Source organism: Propionispora vibrioides, assembly GCF_900110485.1.
GTDB classification, from domain to species: Bacteria; Bacillota; Negativicutes; order Propionisporales; family Propionisporaceae; genus Propionispora; species Propionispora vibrioides.
This window is the reverse complement of the sequence record NZ_FODY01000021.1, coordinates 16,712-36,491: the sequence shown is the minus strand read 5'-3', so window position 1 is coordinate 36,491 and position 19,780 is coordinate 16,712. Positions and strand designations below refer to the sequence as shown.

At 52.0% G+C, this 19,780-nt stretch carries 16 protein-coding genes and 1 other RNA gene; 1 reads left to right on the top strand and 16 read right to left on the bottom strand.

The window, feature by feature from the left end:
• Positions 1-116: 116 nt before the first annotated feature.
• The 12 genes from BMW43_RS15180 to cimA all read right to left on the bottom strand — a co-directional run bounded on the left by BMW43_RS15180 (position 117) and on the right by cimA (position 12,757).
• Positions 117-893 (bottom strand): histidinol phosphate phosphatase, encoded by a 777-nt coding sequence (locus BMW43_RS15180; protein ID WP_091749410.1) that lies wholly within the window; start codon positions 891-893, stop codon positions 117-119.
• Positions 894-1,360: 467 nt separating this feature from the next.
• Positions 1,361-2,305, bottom strand: a complete 945-nt coding sequence (locus tag BMW43_RS15175; protein WP_091749407.1) for an AEC family transporter — start codon at positions 2,303-2,305, stop codon at positions 1,361-1,363.
• A gap of 53 nt (positions 2,306-2,358) precedes the next feature.
• Positions 2,359-3,132, bottom strand: a complete 774-nt coding sequence (locus tag BMW43_RS15170) for a tRNA threonylcarbamoyladenosine dehydratase (protein ID WP_091749404.1) — start codon at positions 3,130-3,132, stop codon at positions 2,359-2,361.
• 105 nt (positions 3,133-3,237) lie between these two features.
• Positions 3,238-4,248: an NADPH dehydrogenase NamA gene (gene namA, locus BMW43_RS15165; protein ID WP_091749401.1), complete on the bottom strand. Its 1,011-nt coding sequence runs from the start codon at positions 4,246-4,248 to the stop codon at positions 3,238-3,240.
• Between the two features lie 318 nt (positions 4,249-4,566).
• Positions 4,567-4,986 carry a bacteriohemerythrin gene (locus BMW43_RS15160; protein WP_177173618.1) on the bottom strand — a complete coding sequence of 140 codons (420 nt, stop codon included), beginning with the start codon at positions 4,984-4,986 and terminating at the stop codon, positions 4,567-4,569.
• A gap of 103 nt (positions 4,987-5,089) precedes the next feature.
• Positions 5,090-6,259, bottom strand: a complete 1,170-nt coding sequence (locus BMW43_RS15155) for a metallophosphoesterase (protein ID WP_091749396.1) — start codon at positions 6,257-6,259, stop codon at positions 5,090-5,092.
• Between the two features lie 26 nt (positions 6,260-6,285).
• On the bottom strand, positions 6,286-6,921 hold the full coding sequence (locus BMW43_RS15150; protein ID WP_245732516.1) for a nitroreductase family protein: 636 nt from the start codon (positions 6,919-6,921) through the stop codon (positions 6,286-6,288).
• 543 nt (positions 6,922-7,464) lie between these two features.
• A non-coding RNA gene (ssrS, locus tag BMW43_RS15145) (6S RNA) lies at positions 7,465-7,636 on the bottom strand.
• Positions 7,637-8,299: 663 nt separating this feature from the next.
• On the bottom strand, positions 8,300-9,376 hold the full coding sequence (leuB, locus tag BMW43_RS15140) for a 3-isopropylmalate dehydrogenase (RefSeq protein ID WP_091749391.1): 1,077 nt from the start codon (positions 9,374-9,376) through the stop codon (positions 8,300-8,302).
• 1 nt (position 9,377) lies between these two features.
• The gene (gene leuD, locus BMW43_RS15135) at positions 9,378-9,884 is read right to left on the bottom strand and encodes a 3-isopropylmalate dehydratase small subunit (protein ID WP_091749388.1); all 507 of its coding nucleotides are present in this window, start codon (positions 9,882-9,884) and stop codon (positions 9,378-9,380) included.
• 2 nt (positions 9,885-9,886) lie between these two features.
• On the bottom strand, positions 9,887-11,155 hold the full coding sequence (gene leuC / locus BMW43_RS15130; RefSeq protein ID WP_091749385.1) for a 3-isopropylmalate dehydratase large subunit: 1,269 nt from the start codon (positions 11,153-11,155) through the stop codon (positions 9,887-9,889).
• A 27-nt stretch (positions 11,156-11,182) separates the two neighbouring features.
• Positions 11,183-12,757, bottom strand: a complete 1,575-nt coding sequence (cimA, locus tag BMW43_RS15125; RefSeq protein WP_091749382.1) for a citramalate synthase — start codon at positions 12,755-12,757, stop codon at positions 11,183-11,185.
• Between the two features lie 204 nt (positions 12,758-12,961).
• Between cimA and BMW43_RS15120 the strand changes: the two genes are divergently transcribed.
• Entirely contained in the window at positions 12,962-13,252 is a 291-nt protein-coding gene (locus tag BMW43_RS15120; RefSeq protein WP_091749379.1) for a hypothetical protein, read from the top strand.
• 1 nt (position 13,253) lies between these two features.
• Here the strand turns inward: BMW43_RS15120 and BMW43_RS15115 are convergent, their stop codons facing one another.
• The 4 genes from BMW43_RS15115 to BMW43_RS15100 all read right to left on the bottom strand — a co-directional run bounded on the left by BMW43_RS15115 (position 13,254) and on the right by BMW43_RS15100 (position 19,621).
• Positions 13,254-14,228 (bottom strand): GntR family transcriptional regulator, encoded by a 975-nt coding sequence (locus BMW43_RS15115; RefSeq protein WP_091749377.1) that lies wholly within the window; start codon positions 14,226-14,228, stop codon positions 13,254-13,256.
• A 402-nt stretch (positions 14,229-14,630) separates the two neighbouring features.
• Positions 14,631-15,803 (bottom strand): ABC transporter substrate-binding protein, encoded by a 1,173-nt coding sequence (locus BMW43_RS15110; protein WP_091749374.1) that lies wholly within the window; start codon positions 15,801-15,803, stop codon positions 14,631-14,633.
• Between the two features lie 295 nt (positions 15,804-16,098).
• Positions 16,099-17,838, bottom strand: a complete 1,740-nt coding sequence (locus tag BMW43_RS15105) for an ABC transporter ATP-binding protein (protein WP_091749372.1) — start codon at positions 17,836-17,838, stop codon at positions 16,099-16,101.
• Positions 17,831-19,621 carry an ABC transporter ATP-binding protein gene (locus tag BMW43_RS15100; protein WP_091749369.1) on the bottom strand — a complete coding sequence of 597 codons (1,791 nt, stop codon included), beginning with the start codon at positions 19,619-19,621 and terminating at the stop codon, positions 17,831-17,833. The genes BMW43_RS15105 and BMW43_RS15100 overlap by 8 nt, the downstream gene beginning before the upstream one ends.
• Between the last annotated feature and the right edge of the window lie 159 nt (positions 19,622-19,780).

Sequence of the window (19,780 nt, the reverse complement as noted above, 5' to 3'; positions counted from 1 at the left end):
CATCCTCCTGTATCTGCTCTTATCATACCAGGTTCTCTATCTAAAAAATGTGATCTGCATCAATCAGCCATGTGATATGTATCATACCCGATAAATGAATCCGGTAAACGGAGCCTTTAATCGCGAGCCTGGTATTCCGGCTTTCCCGTTTTGAAATAAACCGGTCTTAAACCGCAGCAATCGGCAAAGTCAAAAGCCGTCTTCATATCCCGGCCGATTTCGCTGGCCCGGTGAGCATCGGAACCGACGGTTACATGGCGTCCGCCCAGCTCGGCAAACCGCCGGTAAACCGGCAGCAACAGCGCCATATACTCCGGTGTCAGCACCCGCTTGGTATTGATCTCCAGAGCCTGCCCGCGCTCGGCCAGCACCGCCAGCACCGGATCAATGACTTCCTTAAATTCGTCATAGTAGACATGGGTATCGGCAAACCGGGCATAGCGGGAAATGTAATCGATATGGGCCAGGCTGTGAATAAAGTCGTGAGCTTTGACACATTCCAGCATGGTGGCAAAATAAAGAGAATAGACCTCCTGCTTGCTATGGCCGCGATAAAAGGATTCCCAGTATAAATCAATGTCATTAATCACATGAATCGAGCCAATCATATAGTCCAGCGGATAGCTCCCCGCCAGTTCCCGCGTCGCTTCCAAACAATCCATGCGCAGACCGAACTCTACACCCAGCAGCAGCTTTTCACTCCGGTAAGGCCCATACTCGCTGCAGTAATCCCCCAGGTCAAAAACAAACTCCCCCGGATTGGGATAGTTCAAATCCATATGATCGGTAATTGTAATGCCGATGCCTAGCTCCTGCGAGCGCGCCATCGCCTCCGCCAGGGTCATTTCCGAATCGGTGGAATAACGGGTATGCATATGGGTATCTATCAACATCGTTTCAGCCTCCTTCTGCCGCCATTCTAAAATCATCTTTACTTACAGGTATAGCTATATTGTATCATCCCGCGACCGCCAGTAACAGAGCGGTGTACTATTCCACCTGAACCCCGCCGCAGTCAGTTGCCGCCGGAAAATCAAAATAAGCCTCGGCTGCCGCCAAGGCTTACTTCTTGATTGGTAAAAGAAATGGTTTATCTATGGTCATCGTTAGATGACGGAAACGCCAACCGGTTAAAGGTTGTACGCTTTTTACAAGTTAACCGCGCAACGGAGCTTCGCCCTAATTAACCAGCGTCCGCCAAAACACTGGCTAACCCCCCTTTTGTGCTCCGTTGCTTCGTTAATATTATATCAATTTTCTATATAAATTACTACCCCAAATACAAACTTTATGTGTTATTTTTCTTAATTTTCTGTGTAAGTCCGCCATTGGCTGACTTTTTCCCTAAACTCACACCCTGTCAGTACATGATCCAGAAAAACAGCACCGGGTAGACAACTGCCAAAAACAGCACGGTCAAAACCACGAAAGAGGCCATGGCAATATCCACATTCAGATTGTGAATCTTAGCGGTAAGCACTGAATTAATAGCCGGCGGCGTGCTGGCCAGCACCAGCGCCGTATGATCGGCCACCGTGTCGCCGATCGTGACCTGGGCCAGCCAATAAATGACCAGCGGCGTCACCACGAATTTAATAGGAATCAAATCGAGAATATCCACGTAATACTTCTTCATTTCACCGAAGTTAATGGAAAACCCGACCGGCAGCAGCGCGGTCCAGGCTCCGAAATGAATCAGGACACTAAAAAACTCACTGACCGCTACCGGTTTGGGCAGGCCGCCAAGCGTCAAGCCCATCCCCGCCAGCAGGCCAACAACCGGCAACTGGTTCCGGCTGAATAAGACAGCCGACCAGCAAATAACCGGTTTAGCCGCTGACTGCCCTTTTATATAATAGTATTGCGCCAGGGGAAAGCAGACGGCGAAAACCACCACATTAAAGAACATAGTCATCAACTGGGTATAGGCAAACCCGGTCTCCCCGTACATAAAAAAGACGCACAGCCCGCCGACCGTGCCCATATTGGACAAGGCTGCCGCCAGCAGGTAGCTGCCCTGATCCAGTTCGCTGCCGTACTTCCGGCCTGACCGGTAATAAGCAAGAAGACCGGGGATCAGGCTGACCCCGACCCCCAGCACCGGCAGCCAAACCAGGCCGGCATCCAGCGTCAACCCCCAAAAGCTGAGCGCTGCCAGCAAGGTGCTGACCACCACAATATTAAACGAAACAATCCGATCAATCACACGCTCGCTCAGCCAGCCGCGCCGGCAGCAAAGATAGCCGGCCACTAACGGCAGCAGCAGATCAGCGGCAAAGTAAAGCAGTCTAACGCCTGTATCCATACAAAACTCCTTACACCTTAAGGGGATTAACGGTCAGCCCCCGCCAACGATCCTTATGACTTGGCCGCCACCCGGTCAAAGATAATATCTTTGATGACTTCACCGGCAATAATCAGGCCGGCAACCGAGGGAACGAAAGCAATACTGCCGGGGATTTGGTTTCTGGTCGTACATTTCCTGGTCGTACCGGACGGGCAAATGCAGCCGGTGCTGCAGCTTCCCCCTTCCGATTCGCGTGGCTTTAACGGTTCCTCCTTGGAATACACCACTTTCAGCGACGGAATTCCCCGTTTTCTAAGCTCCTGGCGCATTACCTTGGCCAGTGGGCAGACGGAAGTACGGAAAATATCGGTTACTTCCAGCCGGGTCGGGTCCAGCTTATTGCCGGCTCCCATGCAACTGATGATCGGTATTTGCCGGGCATGGGCACGAACCACCAAATCCAGTTTGGCCGTTACCGTGTCAATGGCATCGACGATATAGTCATAATCATCCTGAATCAATTGCTCGGCATTGTCCGGCAGATAAAACTGCTGGAATACGGTAACCTCGGCCTGGGGATTAATCTCCAGAATGCGGTCACGCATGACCTCTACCTTCGGTCTGCCCACCGTTTTCCGGGTAGCGTGAAGCTGACGGTTGATATTGGTCAAACAAATACAATCGTCGTCAATCAGTACAAACTTGCCTACACCTGAACGGACCAACCCTTCCACCACAAAGGTTCCCACACCGCCAATGCCGAAGACAGCCACCTTCGACTGGGATAATTTTTCTAACGCTTCCGTTCCGATTAAGAGCTCGGTCCGGGAAAATGCATGCAGCATAACTTCACCCTTTATTTTTAACAATTCGCCTGTTAAAGCACTATGTCATTTAACAATACAATCTTTAACTTAGCAGAACCAGATACATAAGTCAAGACGCATCACTTATTTCCCCCGCAGATACGGCTCAGGCCAGGCAATCTCCTCACCTAATGCGCCGGCTGCCTGCAGCGGCCAGTAAGGATTGCGCAGCAGTTCCCGCCCTAAAAACACCAGATCCACATCGGCCTTCAATATATGTTCGGCTTCCCGCGCCCCGGTAACGAGTCCGCCGCCGATTACCGGCAGACCGGTCTGCGCCTTGATCCGCCAGGCCATATCCACCTGATAGCCCGGATAGGCTTTCACCCGGAAGGAAGTTACCCCGCCGGAGCTTACATGAACGGCATCCAGCCCTTTCGCTTTTACCTGGTTAATGATTTCCGCCACCGTTTCCGGCCCGTTGCCCTGCGGCTCATATTCCTCGGCCGATACCCTCACCCATACCGGCATATCGGTTGGCGTGACCGCTTTGACCGCTTCCAGCACTTCGCCCAGCAGCCGTCCACGGTTGGCGCTGCTGCCGCCATACTCGTCGGTACGCTGATTGACCAGGGGCGACATAAACTGATTGATCAAATAGCCATGGGCACCATGAATCTCGATGGCATCAAACCCGGCCTCCACCGCCCGCCGCGCCGCCGCCGCAAAATGCGCTACAATCTCTCTAATCTCGGACACACTCAGGCTTTTCGGAACGCGGTACTCCTCGCTGAAAGGCAGCGCCGACGGCGCCACCGGCTCCAAATACTCCACCTCGCTCTTGCGCCCGGCATGATTTAACTGAATGGCAATACTTGCCCCCTGGGCATGAACCAGCTCTACTATTTTCTTTAGACCATCCCGTTGGGCATCATTCCACAAACCCAGGTCCCGTGCCGAAATCCGGCCCCGGTCCTCAACTCCGGTAGCCTCCACAATGATCAGCCCTACCTGGCCCACCGCCCGGCTGGCGTAATGAGTGGCATGCCAGTCATTGGGCAACCCATCCCGGCCGGCCATGTACATGCACATAGGCGGCATAACAATCCGATTGCGCAAAGACAGTTTTTTCAGGGAAAAAGGGGAAAACAACATAGCTCTCATCCTCTCATTTTTTGTTTTCAGTTTGTTGGTAAATAGTTAGAAATATACGGAATATCCGTTTTTATCTAGCCTTAGCCTCCCGGCCGTTCACTCCTAAGCTAAAGCAAACTAATAGCAAAGCCCGGGTCCGCACCCGGGCCTTATCTAGGTAAGCACTGATTAATTCACGCTGCGCGTCCTGACGGAGCTTTTTCCGCCTGGCTGCGTCAGCAAAACTTTGCAATAGGGGCCACTATTCCTGCGGTTTTACTTCCTACCAGACGAAAAAATCTCTCGCCAGCCCGACAGGTTCATTTAATCAGTGCTTACCTAGCGTATTCCTTTTTGGTTGAGAAATTCACTGTAGTTTTTATCTGTTTCCAGAATATGCTGCGCTACCCAGCCGCCAATAAAGGTAATGGTGTCCTTAAGCAGCTGTTGCTCATTTTTGTCCAGATCCTCCTGCATAATTTTTGTTACCTTTTTAACAAAGGAACCGTGCTCCAGTTTATGCAGTTTCCCCTGCAGCGGATCATAGCCGTACTCATCCAGCAGCTTTTCTTCATACTGGAAATGATAAACCGTATAATCGCTTAGTTCCTGGAAGATACCCATAATTTCATCATAATGATCATAGTCATCGTCCAGAGTGGCAATGTCATACAAGTCACTGGCCAGTTCAAACAAACGCTTATGCTGTTTGTCAATTTCGGCAATTTGACAGCTATATTCCGCTTTCCATTCAAACATACTTTCTCCCCCAAATAACATTGTATAGTAACAGATAATTACTTTACATTATATCATGTATTTCTACAGAGAGGTAGAAAAATATGTAAAATTTAATATGATTTTAAGGCAGCCGGAAGGTAAATACACCGACTTCGGCGGGGCAGCCCAGCCGGAAGGGCAGCCAATGCCCCGTCCCGGTACTGACATAGCCTTGCCGGTCTCCCTGGCGGTAAAAACCGCGCATATACCGATAGCTTAACGGCAATAGCGAATGTCCAAACAAACCAATCTGACCGCCATGGGTATGGCCGGACAACGTTAGTGGAAGCCCGGCAGCAAAGGCATTTTCGATAAAGTCGGGATGGTGACTTAAGAGTACGGTAAAGGCTTTGGCCGGAACCGACTGCAAGGCCTGCTGAAACAAGTCCTTCCGGACCGCTTCCTGCTCCTGTCCGTTTTGAGCCCATGGGTAATCCACACCGGCCAGATAGAACGGCTTCTCCCCGTCCAGTACCAGAGCGCTGCTATTGCGTAGAATCTTCACCGGACTTTGCTTCAAAGCGGCTTCAATTTGATCGAAATTACGGAAATACTCATGGTTACCCCAGCAAAAATAAATGCCATAGGGAATCTGGCCGCTCAACGCAGTCAATCTGGCTATCGTCTCCTCCAGCAGCTCCAGATCGTCAATTAAATCACCGGTAATAACCAGCAAATGCGGCCGCTCCTGACGTACCACCGCCAAAGCCCGGTCCAGCTTGTCCAGGCCGAAAAAGGTGCCCACATGAGTGTCGCTTAGCTGGACTATTTTAAACCCGTCCAAAGCCGGCGGCAGCTCTGGCCACTGCAAAGTGTACCGTTGTACCAGCAACTGCTGTTCAGCGTTATAGACACCGCGGGCACTGCCGCCCAAGGCAAGTAGCGGCGCGGCGGCAAAGGCCCGCCGCAGAAAACCGCGCCGGCTCATCTCGCCACCACCGCTGCGGCCAAGCAAACGTCTTTGCGTATAATCAACACCTGATAAAATCAACAGTAAAGGTAGTAATAGCAGCAGCGTCACAATCCACAAAACGGGGAGCGCAAACCAGTTGGCAGGCACACCGGCCGCATACAGCCAGCGGCTGGTGTACAGCCCGCCAACCATCAGCACCGCAATCGCCCAATAGGCCCATACGGCCCATGGCCGATCAAACGCCGCCGTACGGGCCTTTACTATCCGGTAAATCAGATAAGTGATACCAGTCAATAACAATAATGTTCCAATCAAAAATACATAGCTGGGTCCGTGCACGGTAACCTCCTGTTCATCTTGCCTGTTTATTCAATAATAGTAACAACTTCCTCTAAAGGCTTACGCTGCGGGCTGCTGCCAGCAGTCAAGGGAACACCAAGCGGCGTCATGGCTGCCAGGAAGTAGCTCTCCTTCACCGGACCGATCATGGCGCCAATTTCCTCCGCCGCATAAGTCGGACCGGTCATCCAGCAGGTGCCATAACCCAGGGCTGCCGCTGCCAGCGTCAGGTTTTCCATCGCCGCCGCCACATTCTGAATCGCCGGATTGGCCTTGGCATACTGGCGTGCCTCCTGCTCAGGCATCCGGCCGCCTTTCAGCAGGCTCTCAGCCACAGTGGGATAGGGTCCGGCATAAGCCAAAATCACCACGGGTGCCTGTTTAAACACCGTATGATATTCCACCATGCCGGTAAAGGGCTTTCGCTCCTCTTCCGGCAGATACTCGGCCAACTGCCTGTTTTTCTCCCGTACTGCCGCCGCCATTTTGGCAATGAGTGCCGTATTTTTTACAACGACAAAATGCCAGCTCTGCAGATTCTTGCCTGAAGGCGCCTGGGTAGCTGCCGCCAGAATCTGTCGCAGGTCTTCCGCCGGGACAGGCGTATCCTGATAGCGCCGTACGCTGTGTCGTTTATAAATAAATTCCAATTCTTTCATCATCTGTGCTCCTTTAGTATATCATCTTATCCGGCTAACCGGCTCATCCTAGTGCTCCATCAACTTTGAAAGTGCAAATTAAATTTGCGGAGATTTTTTCGTAAGGCAAGGCGGAGGAGGCGCACCTATCGGACATAGATAAGCCGACGATAACGAAGCCTTACGGAAAAAGATCCGTGAAAAAATTGTAGTTTCAGAGTTGGTGGAGCACTAGTGTAGTGACATGTTCACATTTCAACTAAAGGACGCAGGATACATTTTCATCTGCAAGGCGGAGAAGTGAGGCATAGTGGTTCCTACGCCGATTGACGACAACGACGCAGATGGAAATGTAGACAAGTAATTTAGCGAAATGTGAATGTGCCACTACACTAGCATATAGCTTTATTATACATCGTTGCCGCCCCGGCAATCCATAAAAACAATGCCGAAAGAGCTTTATATAAAAAGTCTATACCCTCGTCCGACGGCAAGCAAATAAAAAACCAGGCGGCTTGCTATGAGCAGGCCCCCTGTATGTTAGCGTTTGGTATTTGTGTCGATAAATAAAAGCCCATAGTACCGTTCCCGCGATGTTCAAAACCCGCTTTTGGCAGGTGGGTGTCCCGGGCAGGGCCTTTGCCTTCCACTTATAGCGGCTTGACAGCAGAGCTACCGTTAGACTCCCTTAGAAATTTGTAGGTTGAACATGTAAAGGTGACGAATACCACAGGCTAACAGCCATTCACTTGACTGGTTGTATGATACCACGCCGGCCAGCTTACCGCAAGAGCGCATTATTTCATTAAGCCTGCGTCCCGCCGAGCATACCTGCCCTATCACTGTCTGCATTCTGTTGCCGGCTGTTTATCGTGGTTTCGTTGGGTTGCAAATTGCGAGCGCCTACTTTCAACCTTCTTCCCATATACAATTAACACAGTTTAGCACAGTTTTCTCTGATTGACTACCTTACTTTTGTCATCGCTACAAAAGTAAGCAAAAGATCTAGGCCTAATACTCCAAAAGACTTGCCGGAAGAGGCAGCTTCCTAAAATCCGAAACTCGCTTCGCTCAAACAAACGAATTTCTTAACGGAAGCTGCCTCTTCCGGCATCCTGCGGACCGTCTTTTTCCGTAAAGGCCACAGGGGAGCACTCACTGTAAGTAAGATAACTGCCACATAGCAAGTATATGGACTCTGCAAAGTAATAGTTAGGAAAGACTAACCCTACTTATTCTTTAGATACTGGTCGTATCCTAATCATTGAGAGCTTTGAGGTATTTGTTACAATATGATCCGCATCTGCTGCTCCCTGATGAAATAAGTCATCTTCCAATCTCTATTCCCTTTTTCACTGCCACAAAAAAAAGACCCAGCAAGCTGGATCTTTTTGATCTTTTCTTATAGCGCGGCCAGGACCAGATCGCCCATGCGGGTGGTGCCGACTTTTTCCGTGCCTTCGGTCCAGATATCGCCGGTGCGGTAGCCTTGTTTTAAAACCGATTGCACGGCGTTTTCGATGTCACGGGCCGCTTCGCTCATTCCTAATGAGTATTCAAATAACATGGCCGCCGACAGAATCTGGGCCAGCGGGTTAGCCAGGTCCTTGCCGGCAATATCCGGCGCCGAACCGTGAATGGGTTCGTACATGCCGAAGCTGTCCTGGCGGACGCTGGAGGAAGCCAGCATGCCGATCGAACCGGTTATCATCGAAGCTTCATCCGACAAAATATCGCCGAACATATTGCTGGTTACAATGACGTCAAACTGAGCCGGATTTTTTACCAACTGCATGGCGGCATTGTCCACATACATGTAATTCAGCTCCACGTCGGGATAGTGCTTGGCCACTTTGACCACCACTTCCCGCCACAGCCGGGACGATTCCAGAATATTGGCCTTATCGACAAGGGTTACCTTCTTTTGCCGCAGGCGGGCCGCCTCAAAAGCGTTTTTCGCAATGCGGGCAATTTCAAATTCGTTGTACACTTCACTGTCAAAGGCTGACGCATAGCCCTCATCCGTAGTCGTACGGCCCCGTTCGCCGAAATAGATGCCGCCTGTCAGTTCACGAACGATTAAGAGGTCCACCCCTTGTTCGATAATGGAATCTTTCAGCGGCGAGGCACCTTTTAATTCATCGTAAATCTTGACCGGCCGCAGATTGGCATACAGGCCAAGGCCGCTGCGCAGGCCCAGTAGTGCCTTTTCCGGACGCTGGTTGCCGCCCAGGTGGTCCCACTTCGGACCGCCCACCGCCCCTAACAGCACGGCATCGGAATTCTGACAGGTTTCCAGCGTACTGTCCGGCAGCGGTTCCCCATAAGTGTCAATAGCGCAGCCGCCTGCCAGCACTTCGGTAAAGGCCAGCCGCACATCGTACTTGGCCGCCACCTTTTCCATGACCTTCAGCGCAATGGCCGTAACTTCCACGCCGATTCCGTCGCCGGGAATCACGGCAATATCGAATTCTTTCATGTCAGTTTTTCCCCCATGCCACTTTGTTATCTTTGACGCAGTTGACCAAACCGTCATTATCCATAATGTTGATCATAAATTCCGGGAAGGCCTGGGCCTTATATTCCTTGCCCAGCGTCACGTTCTTAATCATGCCGGCCGTAAAATCAACCTCCAGGGAATGACCTGTTTGGGCGTCGTCAACCGCTGCGGCGCATTCCAGGATGGGAAAGCCGATATTAATCGAGTTGCGGTAAAAAATGCGGGCAAAGCTTTTGGCAATGACGCAGGATACGCCGGCCGCCTTAATAGCAATCGGAGCATGCTCGCGGGAAGAGCCGCAGCCAAAGTTACGGCCGCCAACCACGATATCGCCCTTTTTTAGTTTCTTAAGAAAATCCACGTCCAGGTCTTCCATGCAATGCTTGGCCAAATCGGCCGGGTCCGAAGAGTTTAAGTACCGGGCCGGAATAATTACATCGGTATCAATATTGTCACCATATTTTAAAACGTCGCCCACAGCTTTCATGTTTACATTACCTCCTCAGGGGATACGATTTTACCGGCTACGGCCGAAGCAGCCGCCACCGCCGGGCTGGACAAATATACTTCACTGTTGGGATGGCCCATCCGGCCGACAAAATTGCGGTTAGTTGTAGCCAAGGCCCGTTCGCCTTCGGCCAGAATGCCCATGTGACCACCCAGGCAGGGTCCGCAGGTAGGTGTGCTAAATACGCCGCCGGCTTCGACGAAAATTTTGGCCAGTCCCTCTTCCATTGCCTGCACGAAGATGTTTTGCGTGCCGGGGAAAATAATGAGCCGCACGCCTTTTTTGACTTTTTTGCCTTTCAGGATGGAAGCGGCAATCCGCAGATCGTCCATGCGGCCGTTGGTGCAGGAGCCGATAACCACCTGGTCGATGGCCACCTCACCCACCTGGTCGATGGTCCGGGTATTTTCCGGCAGGTGCGGGAAGGCGACCGTTGGCTGCAGCGTGCTCAGGTCAATTTCAATAACCCGGCTGTACACGGCGTCGGAATCGGCGGCAAAAGCCTTAGGCGCCCGGTCGGTGCGGCCTTTGATATAGTCCAGTGTCTTTTCATCCACCGGGAAAATACCGTTTTTAGCGCCGGCTTCAATTGCCATATTGGCAATGGTAAAGCGGTCGTCCATCGTTAAGGCGGCGACACCTTCGCCGGTAAATTCCATCGACTGGTATAACGCGCCGTCGACGCCGATCATGCCGATAATATGTAAAATTACATCCTTGCCGCTGACCCATTTGCTGGGTTTGCCTTTCAAGACAAACTGAATGGCTTCGGGAACTTTAAACCAGGCATAGCCGGTAGCCATACCGGCAGCCATGTCGGTGCTGCCCACCCCGGTGGAGAAAGCGCCTAAGGCACCGTAAGTACAGGTGTGGGAGTCGGCGCCGATAATGACATCGCCAGGAATGGCCAGGCCTTTTTCCGGCAGCAGACAGTGCTCGATACCCATTTCTCCCACTTCAAAATAGTTGGTAATTTCGTGTTTATAAGCAAATTCACGCACCATTTTGGCGTGTTCGGCCGACTTGATATCCTTGTTCGGTGTAAAATGGTCGGGCACCAGGGCTACCTTATCCTTATCAAACACCGTCGGTGTTTTCATCGCCTGAAAGGCTTTGATCGCTACCGGCGTGGTTACGTCGTTGCCCAGCACCAGATCCAGCTTGGCACTGATTAACTGGCCTGCCTCCACATACTCCAGACCGGCGGCAGCGGCGAATATCTTTTGCGTCATTGTCATTGGTTTTCCCATTACGATATCTCCCTTCATATTGTCTTGCTATTTGTTGATCAATCTATATTCAACGGAATCAATCAGCGCCTGCAGGCTCGCCTCAATGATGTTGGTCGAAACCCCGACAGTGGACCAGTTTGTCACACCGTCGGTGGACTCAATCATAACCCGGACCTTGGCCTGGGTCGCGCTGTCGCTGTCAATCACCCGTACTTTGTAATCGGCTAAATGCATCTGGGAAATGGCTTCATAGAATTTATGCAGCGCCCGCCGCAGCGCTTCATCCAGGGCATTGACCGGGCCTATCTCATCGGACACGCCGACTTCCTCGATCATATCGTCCACTCTGATTTTAATAAAGGCCAACGACGGACTTTTGCCGCTGCCATTACCTTTTTCAATAATCACCTTGTAGTCCAAAAGCTCAAAGGAGTGCTGGAACAGCCCCAGTTCCTTGCGGGCCAACAGCTCCAGACTGTGCTCGGCCCCCTCAAACTGATAGCCGTGATATTCCTTATCCTTCAGTTTATCAAGAATACGCTGCGTCTCCTCAGAGTCGCGGGTAATATGGGGTGCGATTTTATTGATAATCGCCATCAGTGTACTGCGGCCCGACACTTCCGACATCAGAATGCGCCGTTCATTGCCGACCGCCTCCGGCGGCACATGTTCGAAGGAGGCGCTGTTCTTGTTGACGGCGTCAATGTGCATGCCGCCCTTATGAGCAAAAGCACAGTAGCCCACATAGGCCTCCCGTTCATAGGGAATGACATTGCTGACTTCACTGATATAGCGGTAGGCCGCCGACAGTTGCTTAAGATTGTCGGCCGGGATACAGTCATAACCGAGCTTTAGCATCAGGTCGGCAATAATGCTGCTTAAGTTGGCATTGCCGCATCGCTCGCCGAAGCCGTTGAAGGTGCCCTGCACCTGCCGGGCGCCGGCCTGCACCGCCAGCACCGAATTGGCCACCGCCGTTCCCGCGTCGTTGTGGCAGTGAATGCCCAGGTTGGTATAACCATGGCGGCCGCTCAGTTCGCTGACAATCGAATAAATCTCCAAAGGCAGCGTGCCGCCATTGGTGTCGCACAGCACCAGCCAGTCGGCCCCGGCGTTCTGCGCCGTCGCCAGGACGGTAAGGGCATAAGCGGGATTGTGCTTATAGCCGTCAAAGAAGTGCTCGGCGTCAAAGATCACCTCTTTACCCAGCAACTTAAGATAGGCAATGCTGTCTTTGATCATCGCCAGATTTTCTTCCAGGGTGGTCTTGATAATATCGGTCACATGAAAGTCCCAGCTCTTGCCAAAGATAGCCGTTACCGGCGCACCGGCACTGACCAGCGCCAGCAGGCCGGCGTCTTCCTCCACCCGGCTGCCCGGCCGGCGCGTGCTGCCGAAGGCGCACAATTTAGCCTGCGTGAGCTTCAATTCCTCCCTGGCCAACATAAAAAATTCCAAATCCTTGCGGTTGGAGCCGGGATTACCGGCTTCAATATAACTAACACCAATTTCGTCCAGCTTAGCCGCAATTTTCAGCTTGTCATGGACGCTGAACGAAATACCCTGCGCCTGGGAACCGTCCCGGAGCGTACTGTCAAAGATATGTACTTTACCATTCATTGCCTCACCTCTTCTCTTAGGGCGTTTTTGAAAATAAGAGCCATGATTGATTCCTGCAAAACATTTGCCCCTACAGCACAAAAATCACTTACTATGGATCATTCCTTTAGCTCGAAAACATACTCCAGGGAGCCAATAATTTCACATAATATTTTTACCATCATATTATGTAATAGATAATAAAAAAGGAGGAGTTTTTACCATATGCATAACTTCTTCAAACCAGCTCCCCGCCAAACCATTATTTCAGTGACGCCCACCAATCAGACCAATAATGCCTATTTCTTCCTGCTCCAGTTGCGGCCTGTCGTTAACCGCGGCCTGAAAGAGCTGGAAAAGGATGTCGATTCCAAGCAGGTTCTCATTGAGGTTGCCTTAATCAGTTACCTGATGGGCATGGGCTTTGACTACCGCACCGCCTGTACCATCGTCAAGACCTGGGCCAGCGATGAAACGCTGCTGGAGGAAGGCCTGCTTATTCGTGAGCCCTATTGATCTATTGACGCTGCAGTGCTGCTAACTGCGGTGCCAGATACTGCTTGATCAGGCTGATGCCAGCCTGATCCAGCGCGTTGATGAATTCCAGTACCCGGATGCCGGGAGGCACCATCGCCCGGATGCGGTCAACCACGGCCCGCGAGCTGACAACTACATCGACCTCGCCCAGCAGGCGGCGCAGGGAACCTTCATTATTCAGCCCGGCATGACAGAGAATCACATTATCCATACCCGTTGACTTTAACGACGCTTCCATCCGCTCGGCTCCTGCCTCGGTGGCACAGACCAGACCGACCCGTGTTCCCGGTGGCAACTGACCGATCTGAAACAGCGTTTTGATCTGCGGCACCGCCATGACGGCAATCACGGCTTTGCCGTAAGGCTCCATAATCTGTTTCACCGCCTCTACATGACTGAAGGTGGTCACCGCAAACTGCACTGTACCGGCCAGCTCATTATCCAGCCTGGCACGCAGTTCGTCCAGTAAGCAACCTTCCACCGGCAGTTCGATCTCCTGCTCCAGTTCCTGACTGTAGTAGGCAATATCATGCTGGTTGCATTCCACGAACAGCACCTTTTCACCGGCCGCGGGCTGATCAAAACCTAAGATAGCCTGCCCGAATACCACTGTAAACAAATCCTCCGGGCTAAAGCCCAGCTCCCGCGAACGCTGAATCATCTCCTGGGCCAGCGTCAGCAGTTCCTGACGCCGTTCGGTTCCTGGAATGAGCGGCAGCCGCTCAGCGACATAAGTGCCTTGACCATGCTTCATCTCAATCAGGCCCTCGCCCTCCAGTTCTTTGTAAGCGGCCGTCACCGTATTGCGATTGATGCACAAAACCGCCGCCAAATCCTTGGGGGAAGGCAGCCTGTCACCCTTTGCCAGTTCGTCACTTAAGATAAAGTATTTGATTTGTTCCTTAAGCTGCTGATAAATGGGAAACTCAGAAGCTTTATTAATACGAAATTCCATTACGACGAATCTCCTAAAAGCTAATATATAGATAATTAGTACAGTGTCAGATCTACCCGGTAAATACTGACGGTTATTTTCCGTAACCCTTCGCCGTTAGTTGGCATACTCCCGGTATGCCGCCTTTCGCCGCCTTGTGCTACGAAAAATACCTCGTCAGATTAAGTCTGATACTGTACTAGTTTTCTAGTACTCTATTTCTATAATAGCAATTCTTGCCGGCAGCGTCAATCCCCTTTGTCAAAAACCGGGGCGGCGCCAAGGCTCGTCAAATACCGTCCTGCCGCCATAATAAAATGCCGGACTCTGGCAGGCAGCCAAAGTCCGGCAATAATATAGTACCTTATCAACCCTAATCCCGTGTCTACAGTTTAGGATTGACAAGGTACTATCGTCCGTTTCTTACGGATTTACTGTTTCTCTATACGATTGTTTACCATCTTTAAATTCGATGATAACGGCGCCTTTTACTGCGTCATGCTTATCATTGAGCGTGATTTTACCGGTTACGGCGGCAAAATCCTTAGTGGCAGCCAGGGCGTCCCGGATTTTAGACGGGTCTTCGCTGTTGGCCCGCTTAATAGCGTCCATCATAACATTGGCCGCGTCATAACCAAGTACGGCCATCGCATCGGGAGTTTCGTTATATTCTTTCTTATAGGCATCAACAAAGGCTTTCGAGGCCGGACTGGTATCTTCCACCGAATAGTGGTTGGTGAAATAGGTGTTGTTCAGAGCAGGCGCGCCGGCAATTTCCAGCAGTTTCGGCGAATCCCAGCCATCGCCGCCAACAAAGGCTGCATTGATATCCAGTTCACGGGCCTGTTTAATGATCTTGCCGACTTCTTCATAGTAGCCGGGAACATAAATCACATCAGGATTGGATCCTTTAATTTTCGTCAGGATGGTTTTGAAGTCCTGGTCTTTTTGCAGATATGCTTCTTCGCCTACAATTTCCCCGCCGCCTTTGGTAAAGGCTTCTTTGAAGAACTGGGCAAGACCTTTGCTATAGTCGCTGCTGTTATCAATTAAAATAACGGCTTTTTTCGCTTTCAAACTGTTAAGCACGAAGTTGGCGCCTACAGTACCTTGGAACGGGTCAATAAAACAAACGCGGAAGATATTCTTTTTTACCTCGCCGGTTTTTTCATCTACCGTTACTTTTGGGTTGGTAGCCGCGGCGGTGATAAAGGGAATTCCGTTGGATTCCGCTACCGTCGATGCGGCAATGGCATTGGAACTGGTGGTGAAGCCGGTTACGGCAACAACCTTATCCTGAGTGATAACTTTTGTCATGGCATTGGTGGCTTCCGACGGTTCGCCCTTATTATCGGCAATCGCCAGTTCCACTTGTTTGCCCAGGACGCCGCCCTTGGCGTTCATTTCTTTTACCGCCAGTTTAGCACCGTTAAGCGCCGAATTGCCAAAAGTGGCTGTACCGCCAGTCAACTCGTATACGGCACCGATTTTGATAACCTTACTGTCGCCGGCGCTGCCGCAGCCTGCCAAAAGGCCGCCCATCAGCATAACGCTCATTGTTACGGAAGCAATCCATTTGATCCCACGCTTTTTCATATTTCTCCTCCTCCAATATAATTGCCGGAAAACCTATCAAGAAATGGTGTGAGTATCCCTTCCTTCCCCTCAGCTCTTCTTCTATCAAAAACAGGTAGTAAAAGCAAAATACTGTCGATAAGATGCAAAAATGGCGCTTTTAAAGACATTTCTCTTTAAAAGCGCCATTGCTTCTCATATTTAAAAAATATGAACTTTCCCTATGCGATTTATATACTATATAGTATCGGGAAAAAGGGAAAAAGGCAAGTATTTTTTCGTTATATCAATAACTTTTTTTCTCGGCAATCACTAATCAGTGATTCTCTGCCTGCTGCTTTTGCAGGGCTACCATCCGTCGGTAAGGCCCATCCTGCCGCAGCAGTTCGGCGGGAGTTCCCGCCTGAACCACATAGCCGCCATCCAGAACGATAATCTGATCGGCATCGGCCACCGTTCTCATCCGGTGGGCGATCATCAACACCGTTTTATTTTTAATCAATGCCGTTAACGCTTTTTGCAGCTTGGTCTCATTTTCCACATCCAACGAAGCGGTAGCTTCATCCAATAAAATGACCGGCGCGTCTTTTAATATGGCTCTGGCGATAGAAATGCGCTGCCGCTCGCCGCCGGACAGCAGCGAACCATTTTCACCGATGACGGTATGATAACCCTGGGGCAGCCGCTCAACGAACTCGTCGCACAGGGCCAGTCTGGCGGCTTCCTTCACGGCTTCGTCACTGGCGTTTCGTTTTCCCAGCCGGATATTTTCCAGCACCGTATCGTTAAACAACAATACATCCTGAAAAACAATCGCGTAATTCTGCAGTAAGGCTTCCGGGTCGATGGCCGTTACATCCTGTCCGCCCAGTGTAATCCGGCCGGCTGTGGCATCCCAGAAACGGGCCGCCAGTTTGGCCGCCGTGCTCTTGCCGCCGCCTGAAGGTCCTACCAGTGCGGTCACTTCACCCTGCCTGGCTGCGAAAGACACCTCTTGCAAAACCGGTTCGCTCTTTTCATAGGAAAAAGCGACCTGCTCAAATACGATATCATAACTCACCAGCGTACAACCGCTTTGCCCCGACTGGACAGGTTGTGCCGCCAGTTCCTTCATCCGGTCGAGCGGAATCTCCACCATAAAAATTTCGGCGATCCGGGACAGCGTCTCCGCCAACGGCTCGTATAGCCTGGACGCCGCCACCAGAAAAATCAGGTAGGTTAAGAGACCGGTCTTCCCTGCCACCAGCAACTGGGCACCCACCAGCACAACCGAAGCAAGCCCCAGCCGTAGTACTGCCTGCGCGCCGGTAACCAGCGTCGCGGCAATCAGTTCGGAGTGAATCTGGGCCTGCTCCGCTTGATCGAACTTGGCGTCCAACCCGGCCAGATACCGCTCCTTCATCCCGCAAGCCTTGATTTCTCTGACCGTTTCCAGGCACTCCTGGATTCCGTCGGCACAAGTTCTTTTGGCCAGATAATGCTTGCGTTCCGCCCGGTTCTGCCAATACTTCGAGCCGATAATCAGCAAAAAAGCCACCGGAATGACCCATAGCAGAGCCAGTCCTAAGCGCCAGTCGGTATATAAAAGTCCCGCGGCAACCGCCAAAGTGGACAGGATGGCGCCGAACAACTGGGGGACGGCATGGGAAAAAGCATGCTCCAGCGCGGTGCAGTCACCCATAATGGTATTGGTGAGATCGGCCAGGTCCCTCTTCCCGAAAAAGGACAAAGGCAGCCGGCGCAGCGTTTCGGCCAGGGAAATCCGTCGGGCGGCGCTTTCGGCGTAGGTGGCGAGAAAAACGCTGGAATACTGTAAATAATGACAGAAAAACAAAACAAGCCCTGTAGCGGCTGCCAACAGGCCATAGGTTAGCGGCCCATATGCCGGCTGCCCCTCTCCCAAGAGTGGCCTCAGCAGTTCACCCAGCAGCAGAATAAACAGTCCCACCGGCAGCAGCAGACTAATATTAACCAGTCCGCTGTACAGGCTGCCTTTGACCAAATCCCTGGCCCCTGTTTCGCTAAGGGCAAATTGCTTTTGAAAAAAGCTAAGCATTCTGTTCCTGCCTCCTTACCTTCCAGGCTATGGCTGTCTGATATTCCCGCCACAGCCCGGCATATACGCCGTTTTGCTTTACTAACTGCTCGTGGGAGCCTTGCTCAACAATCTCGCCCGCCTGGAGGACGGCGATGCAGTCAACCTGCCGAACGGAAGAAAGACGATGGGCGATCATCAGTACTGTTTTACCCTTGGTCAAATGCCGAAAGGCCTGCTGAATCCGGTACTCATTCTCCGGGTCGGCAAAAGCGGTTGCCTCATCCAGTACAACAACAGGAGCGTCCTTTAAGATGGCCCGCGCCAGGGCGATCCGCTGCTGCTCGCCGCCGGAAAGATATATACCGCCGCTGCCTACCACCGTATCCAGTCCCTGCGGCAGCTTGGCCAGAATGTCGTCGCACTGGGCCAGATGGGCCGCACGAAGCACTTCGCCCCGGCCAGCCCCGGGCCGGGCGGCGCGGATGTTGTCCAGCAGGCTGGCCTTAAACAGCCTGGTATTTTGAAAAACAAAGGCAATTTGCCGCATCAGTTCTTCCTCCGGCAACTCCCGGACATCCACGCCGCCAAGCTTTACACTGCCGGCCTGTACATCCCAAAAGCGCGGCACCAGAGTAGCCAGCGTGGTTTTCCCTCCACCGGAGGGGCCGACCAGCGCATAGGTTTTCCCCGGCGGTATGGTGAGACTGACTTGCCGAACAGCCGGCGTTGCCTTCCCGGGGTAGGTAAAGCTAACCTGCTCAAAGCAAAGGCCGGTCTGCCGCAAAGTCCCGCGATAATTGCCGGCTGCCAGCGGCTGCGTCTGCAGAACCGCCTCTACCCGGCCAACCGCTTCCTGCGCCGCCATCACGCTTTCCCCCACATACATAATTTTCCCCATTAGTGTCGTACACACCGGAACAAACAGCATGTAGAAAATCAGATCCAGCAAGAACCGTTTATAGTCGGGCGTCGTGGTGATCAGCAGCAGCCCGGCAGGCAAAAGCAGCAGGGACGGAGCGTGAATGGTAAGCATAAACCCGACCATTGGCAAGCGGCAGGTCAGGGCAAATTCTGAGGCAAACTGCCAGTAGCGGGTGATTGATTCACGGAAATTACGGAAAGAATGCACCGTTTGTTGAAATACCTTCACCACCGGCATTCCTCTGACATATTCCACGGCAGCCGTATTCATCGTCTCCAGTGCGTTCATGTACTGATGCATCGAATGGCTTCGTTCGCCGCCCATCATCTGCCGCAAAAAGGCCAGGCTTAGCAGCGGCGGCATCAGACAAATCAGACCCAGCCGCCAATCAAAGGCAAAGAAAATAATTAAAATGGCCAGCGGCAGGACGGCAGCGCCGGCCAGGTCCGGCAGTTGGTGCGCCAGGAAAGCATGGGTCATACCGGCATTATCGTCAATGACCTTGCGCAATTTGCCGCTGGCGTTGGCATCGAAATAGCCCAGCGGCGCTTCCACAATGGCGTGCATAGCGGCCTTTCGCATATTTTTTTCCACCCGGAAGGCAGCCAAATGCGAGCACAGCAGCGCGGCAAAATAGCAGGTAATGCTGGCCAGGGCAAAGCCTACCGCCAGCCAGCCAAACCGGGTGATTCCCATTGCCCGGCTGACATCGGGCAGCGCACCGAAAATGTCTCGGATAACCAGCCAGATGCAGAGAAAAGGCCCCAGTGACAGCACCGAACTGCCAGCGGCTAACACCCAGGACCAGACCAGCAGTGCCCGGTAATCTCCGGCAAAGACCAGCAAGCGGGAAAATAATGATTGTTTCTGAAGCTCCATAGCGATCCCTCCTAACAGTTGGCAGCAGGCGGCGGCCATTTTCGCGGCTTTGCCGTCAAAAAAATAAGAAGCCCGCCGCAGTACCTTGCGTCATTTACAACATAGGGTAAGGTACTAACTGCAACTGACTTCTATTGTAAAGAATCTGCAATCAACCGG

Bases quoted from the DNA above. Each gene is read 5' to 3' on its own strand.
- BMW43_RS15160 (WP_177173618.1), bottom strand. From the start codon at position 4,986: ATGTTTGAATGGAAAGCGGAATATAGCTGTCAAATTGCCGAAATTGAC.
- namA (WP_091749401.1), bottom strand. From the start codon at position 4,248: ATGTTGTTTTCCCCTTTTTCCCTGAAAAAACTGTCTTTGCGCAATCGG.
- leuB (WP_091749391.1), bottom strand. From the start codon at position 9,376: ATGAAAGAATTCGATATTGCCGTGATTCCCGGCGACGGAATCGGCGTG.
- BMW43_RS15180 (WP_091749410.1), bottom strand. From the start codon at position 893: ATGTTGATAGATACCCATATGCATACCCGTTATTCCACCGATTCGGAA.
- BMW43_RS15120 (WP_091749379.1), top strand. From the start codon at position 12,962: ATGCATAACTTCTTCAAACCAGCTCCCCGCCAAACCATTATTTCAGTG.
- BMW43_RS15170 (WP_091749404.1), bottom strand. From the start codon at position 3,132: ATGCTGCATGCATTTTCCCGGACCGAGCTCTTAATCGGAACGGAAGCG.
- BMW43_RS15100 (WP_091749369.1), bottom strand. From the start codon at position 19,621: ATGGAGCTTCAGAAACAATCATTATTTTCCCGCTTGCTGGTCTTTGCC.
- leuD (WP_091749388.1), bottom strand. From the start codon at position 9,884: ATGAAAGCTGTGGGCGACGTTTTAAAATATGGTGACAATATTGATACC.
- BMW43_RS15175 (WP_091749407.1), bottom strand. From the start codon at position 2,305: ATGGATACAGGCGTTAGACTGCTTTACTTTGCCGCTGATCTGCTGCTG.
- BMW43_RS15110 (WP_091749374.1), bottom strand. From the start codon at position 15,803: ATGAAAAAGCGTGGGATCAAATGGATTGCTTCCGTAACAATGAGCGTT.
- cimA (WP_091749382.1), bottom strand. From the start codon at position 12,757: ATGAATGGTAAAGTACATATCTTTGACAGTACGCTCCGGGACGGTTCC.
- leuC (WP_091749385.1), bottom strand. From the start codon at position 11,155: ATGGGAAAACCAATGACAATGACGCAAAAGATATTCGCCGCTGCCGCC.
- BMW43_RS15150 (WP_245732516.1), bottom strand. From the start codon at position 6,921: ATGATGAAAGAATTGGAATTTATTTATAAACGACACAGCGTACGGCGC.
- BMW43_RS15105 (WP_091749372.1), bottom strand. From the start codon at position 17,838: ATGCTTAGCTTTTTTCAAAAGCAATTTGCCCTTAGCGAAACAGGGGCC.
- BMW43_RS15115 (WP_091749377.1), bottom strand. From the start codon at position 14,228: ATGGAATTTCGTATTAATAAAGCTTCTGAGTTTCCCATTTATCAGCAG.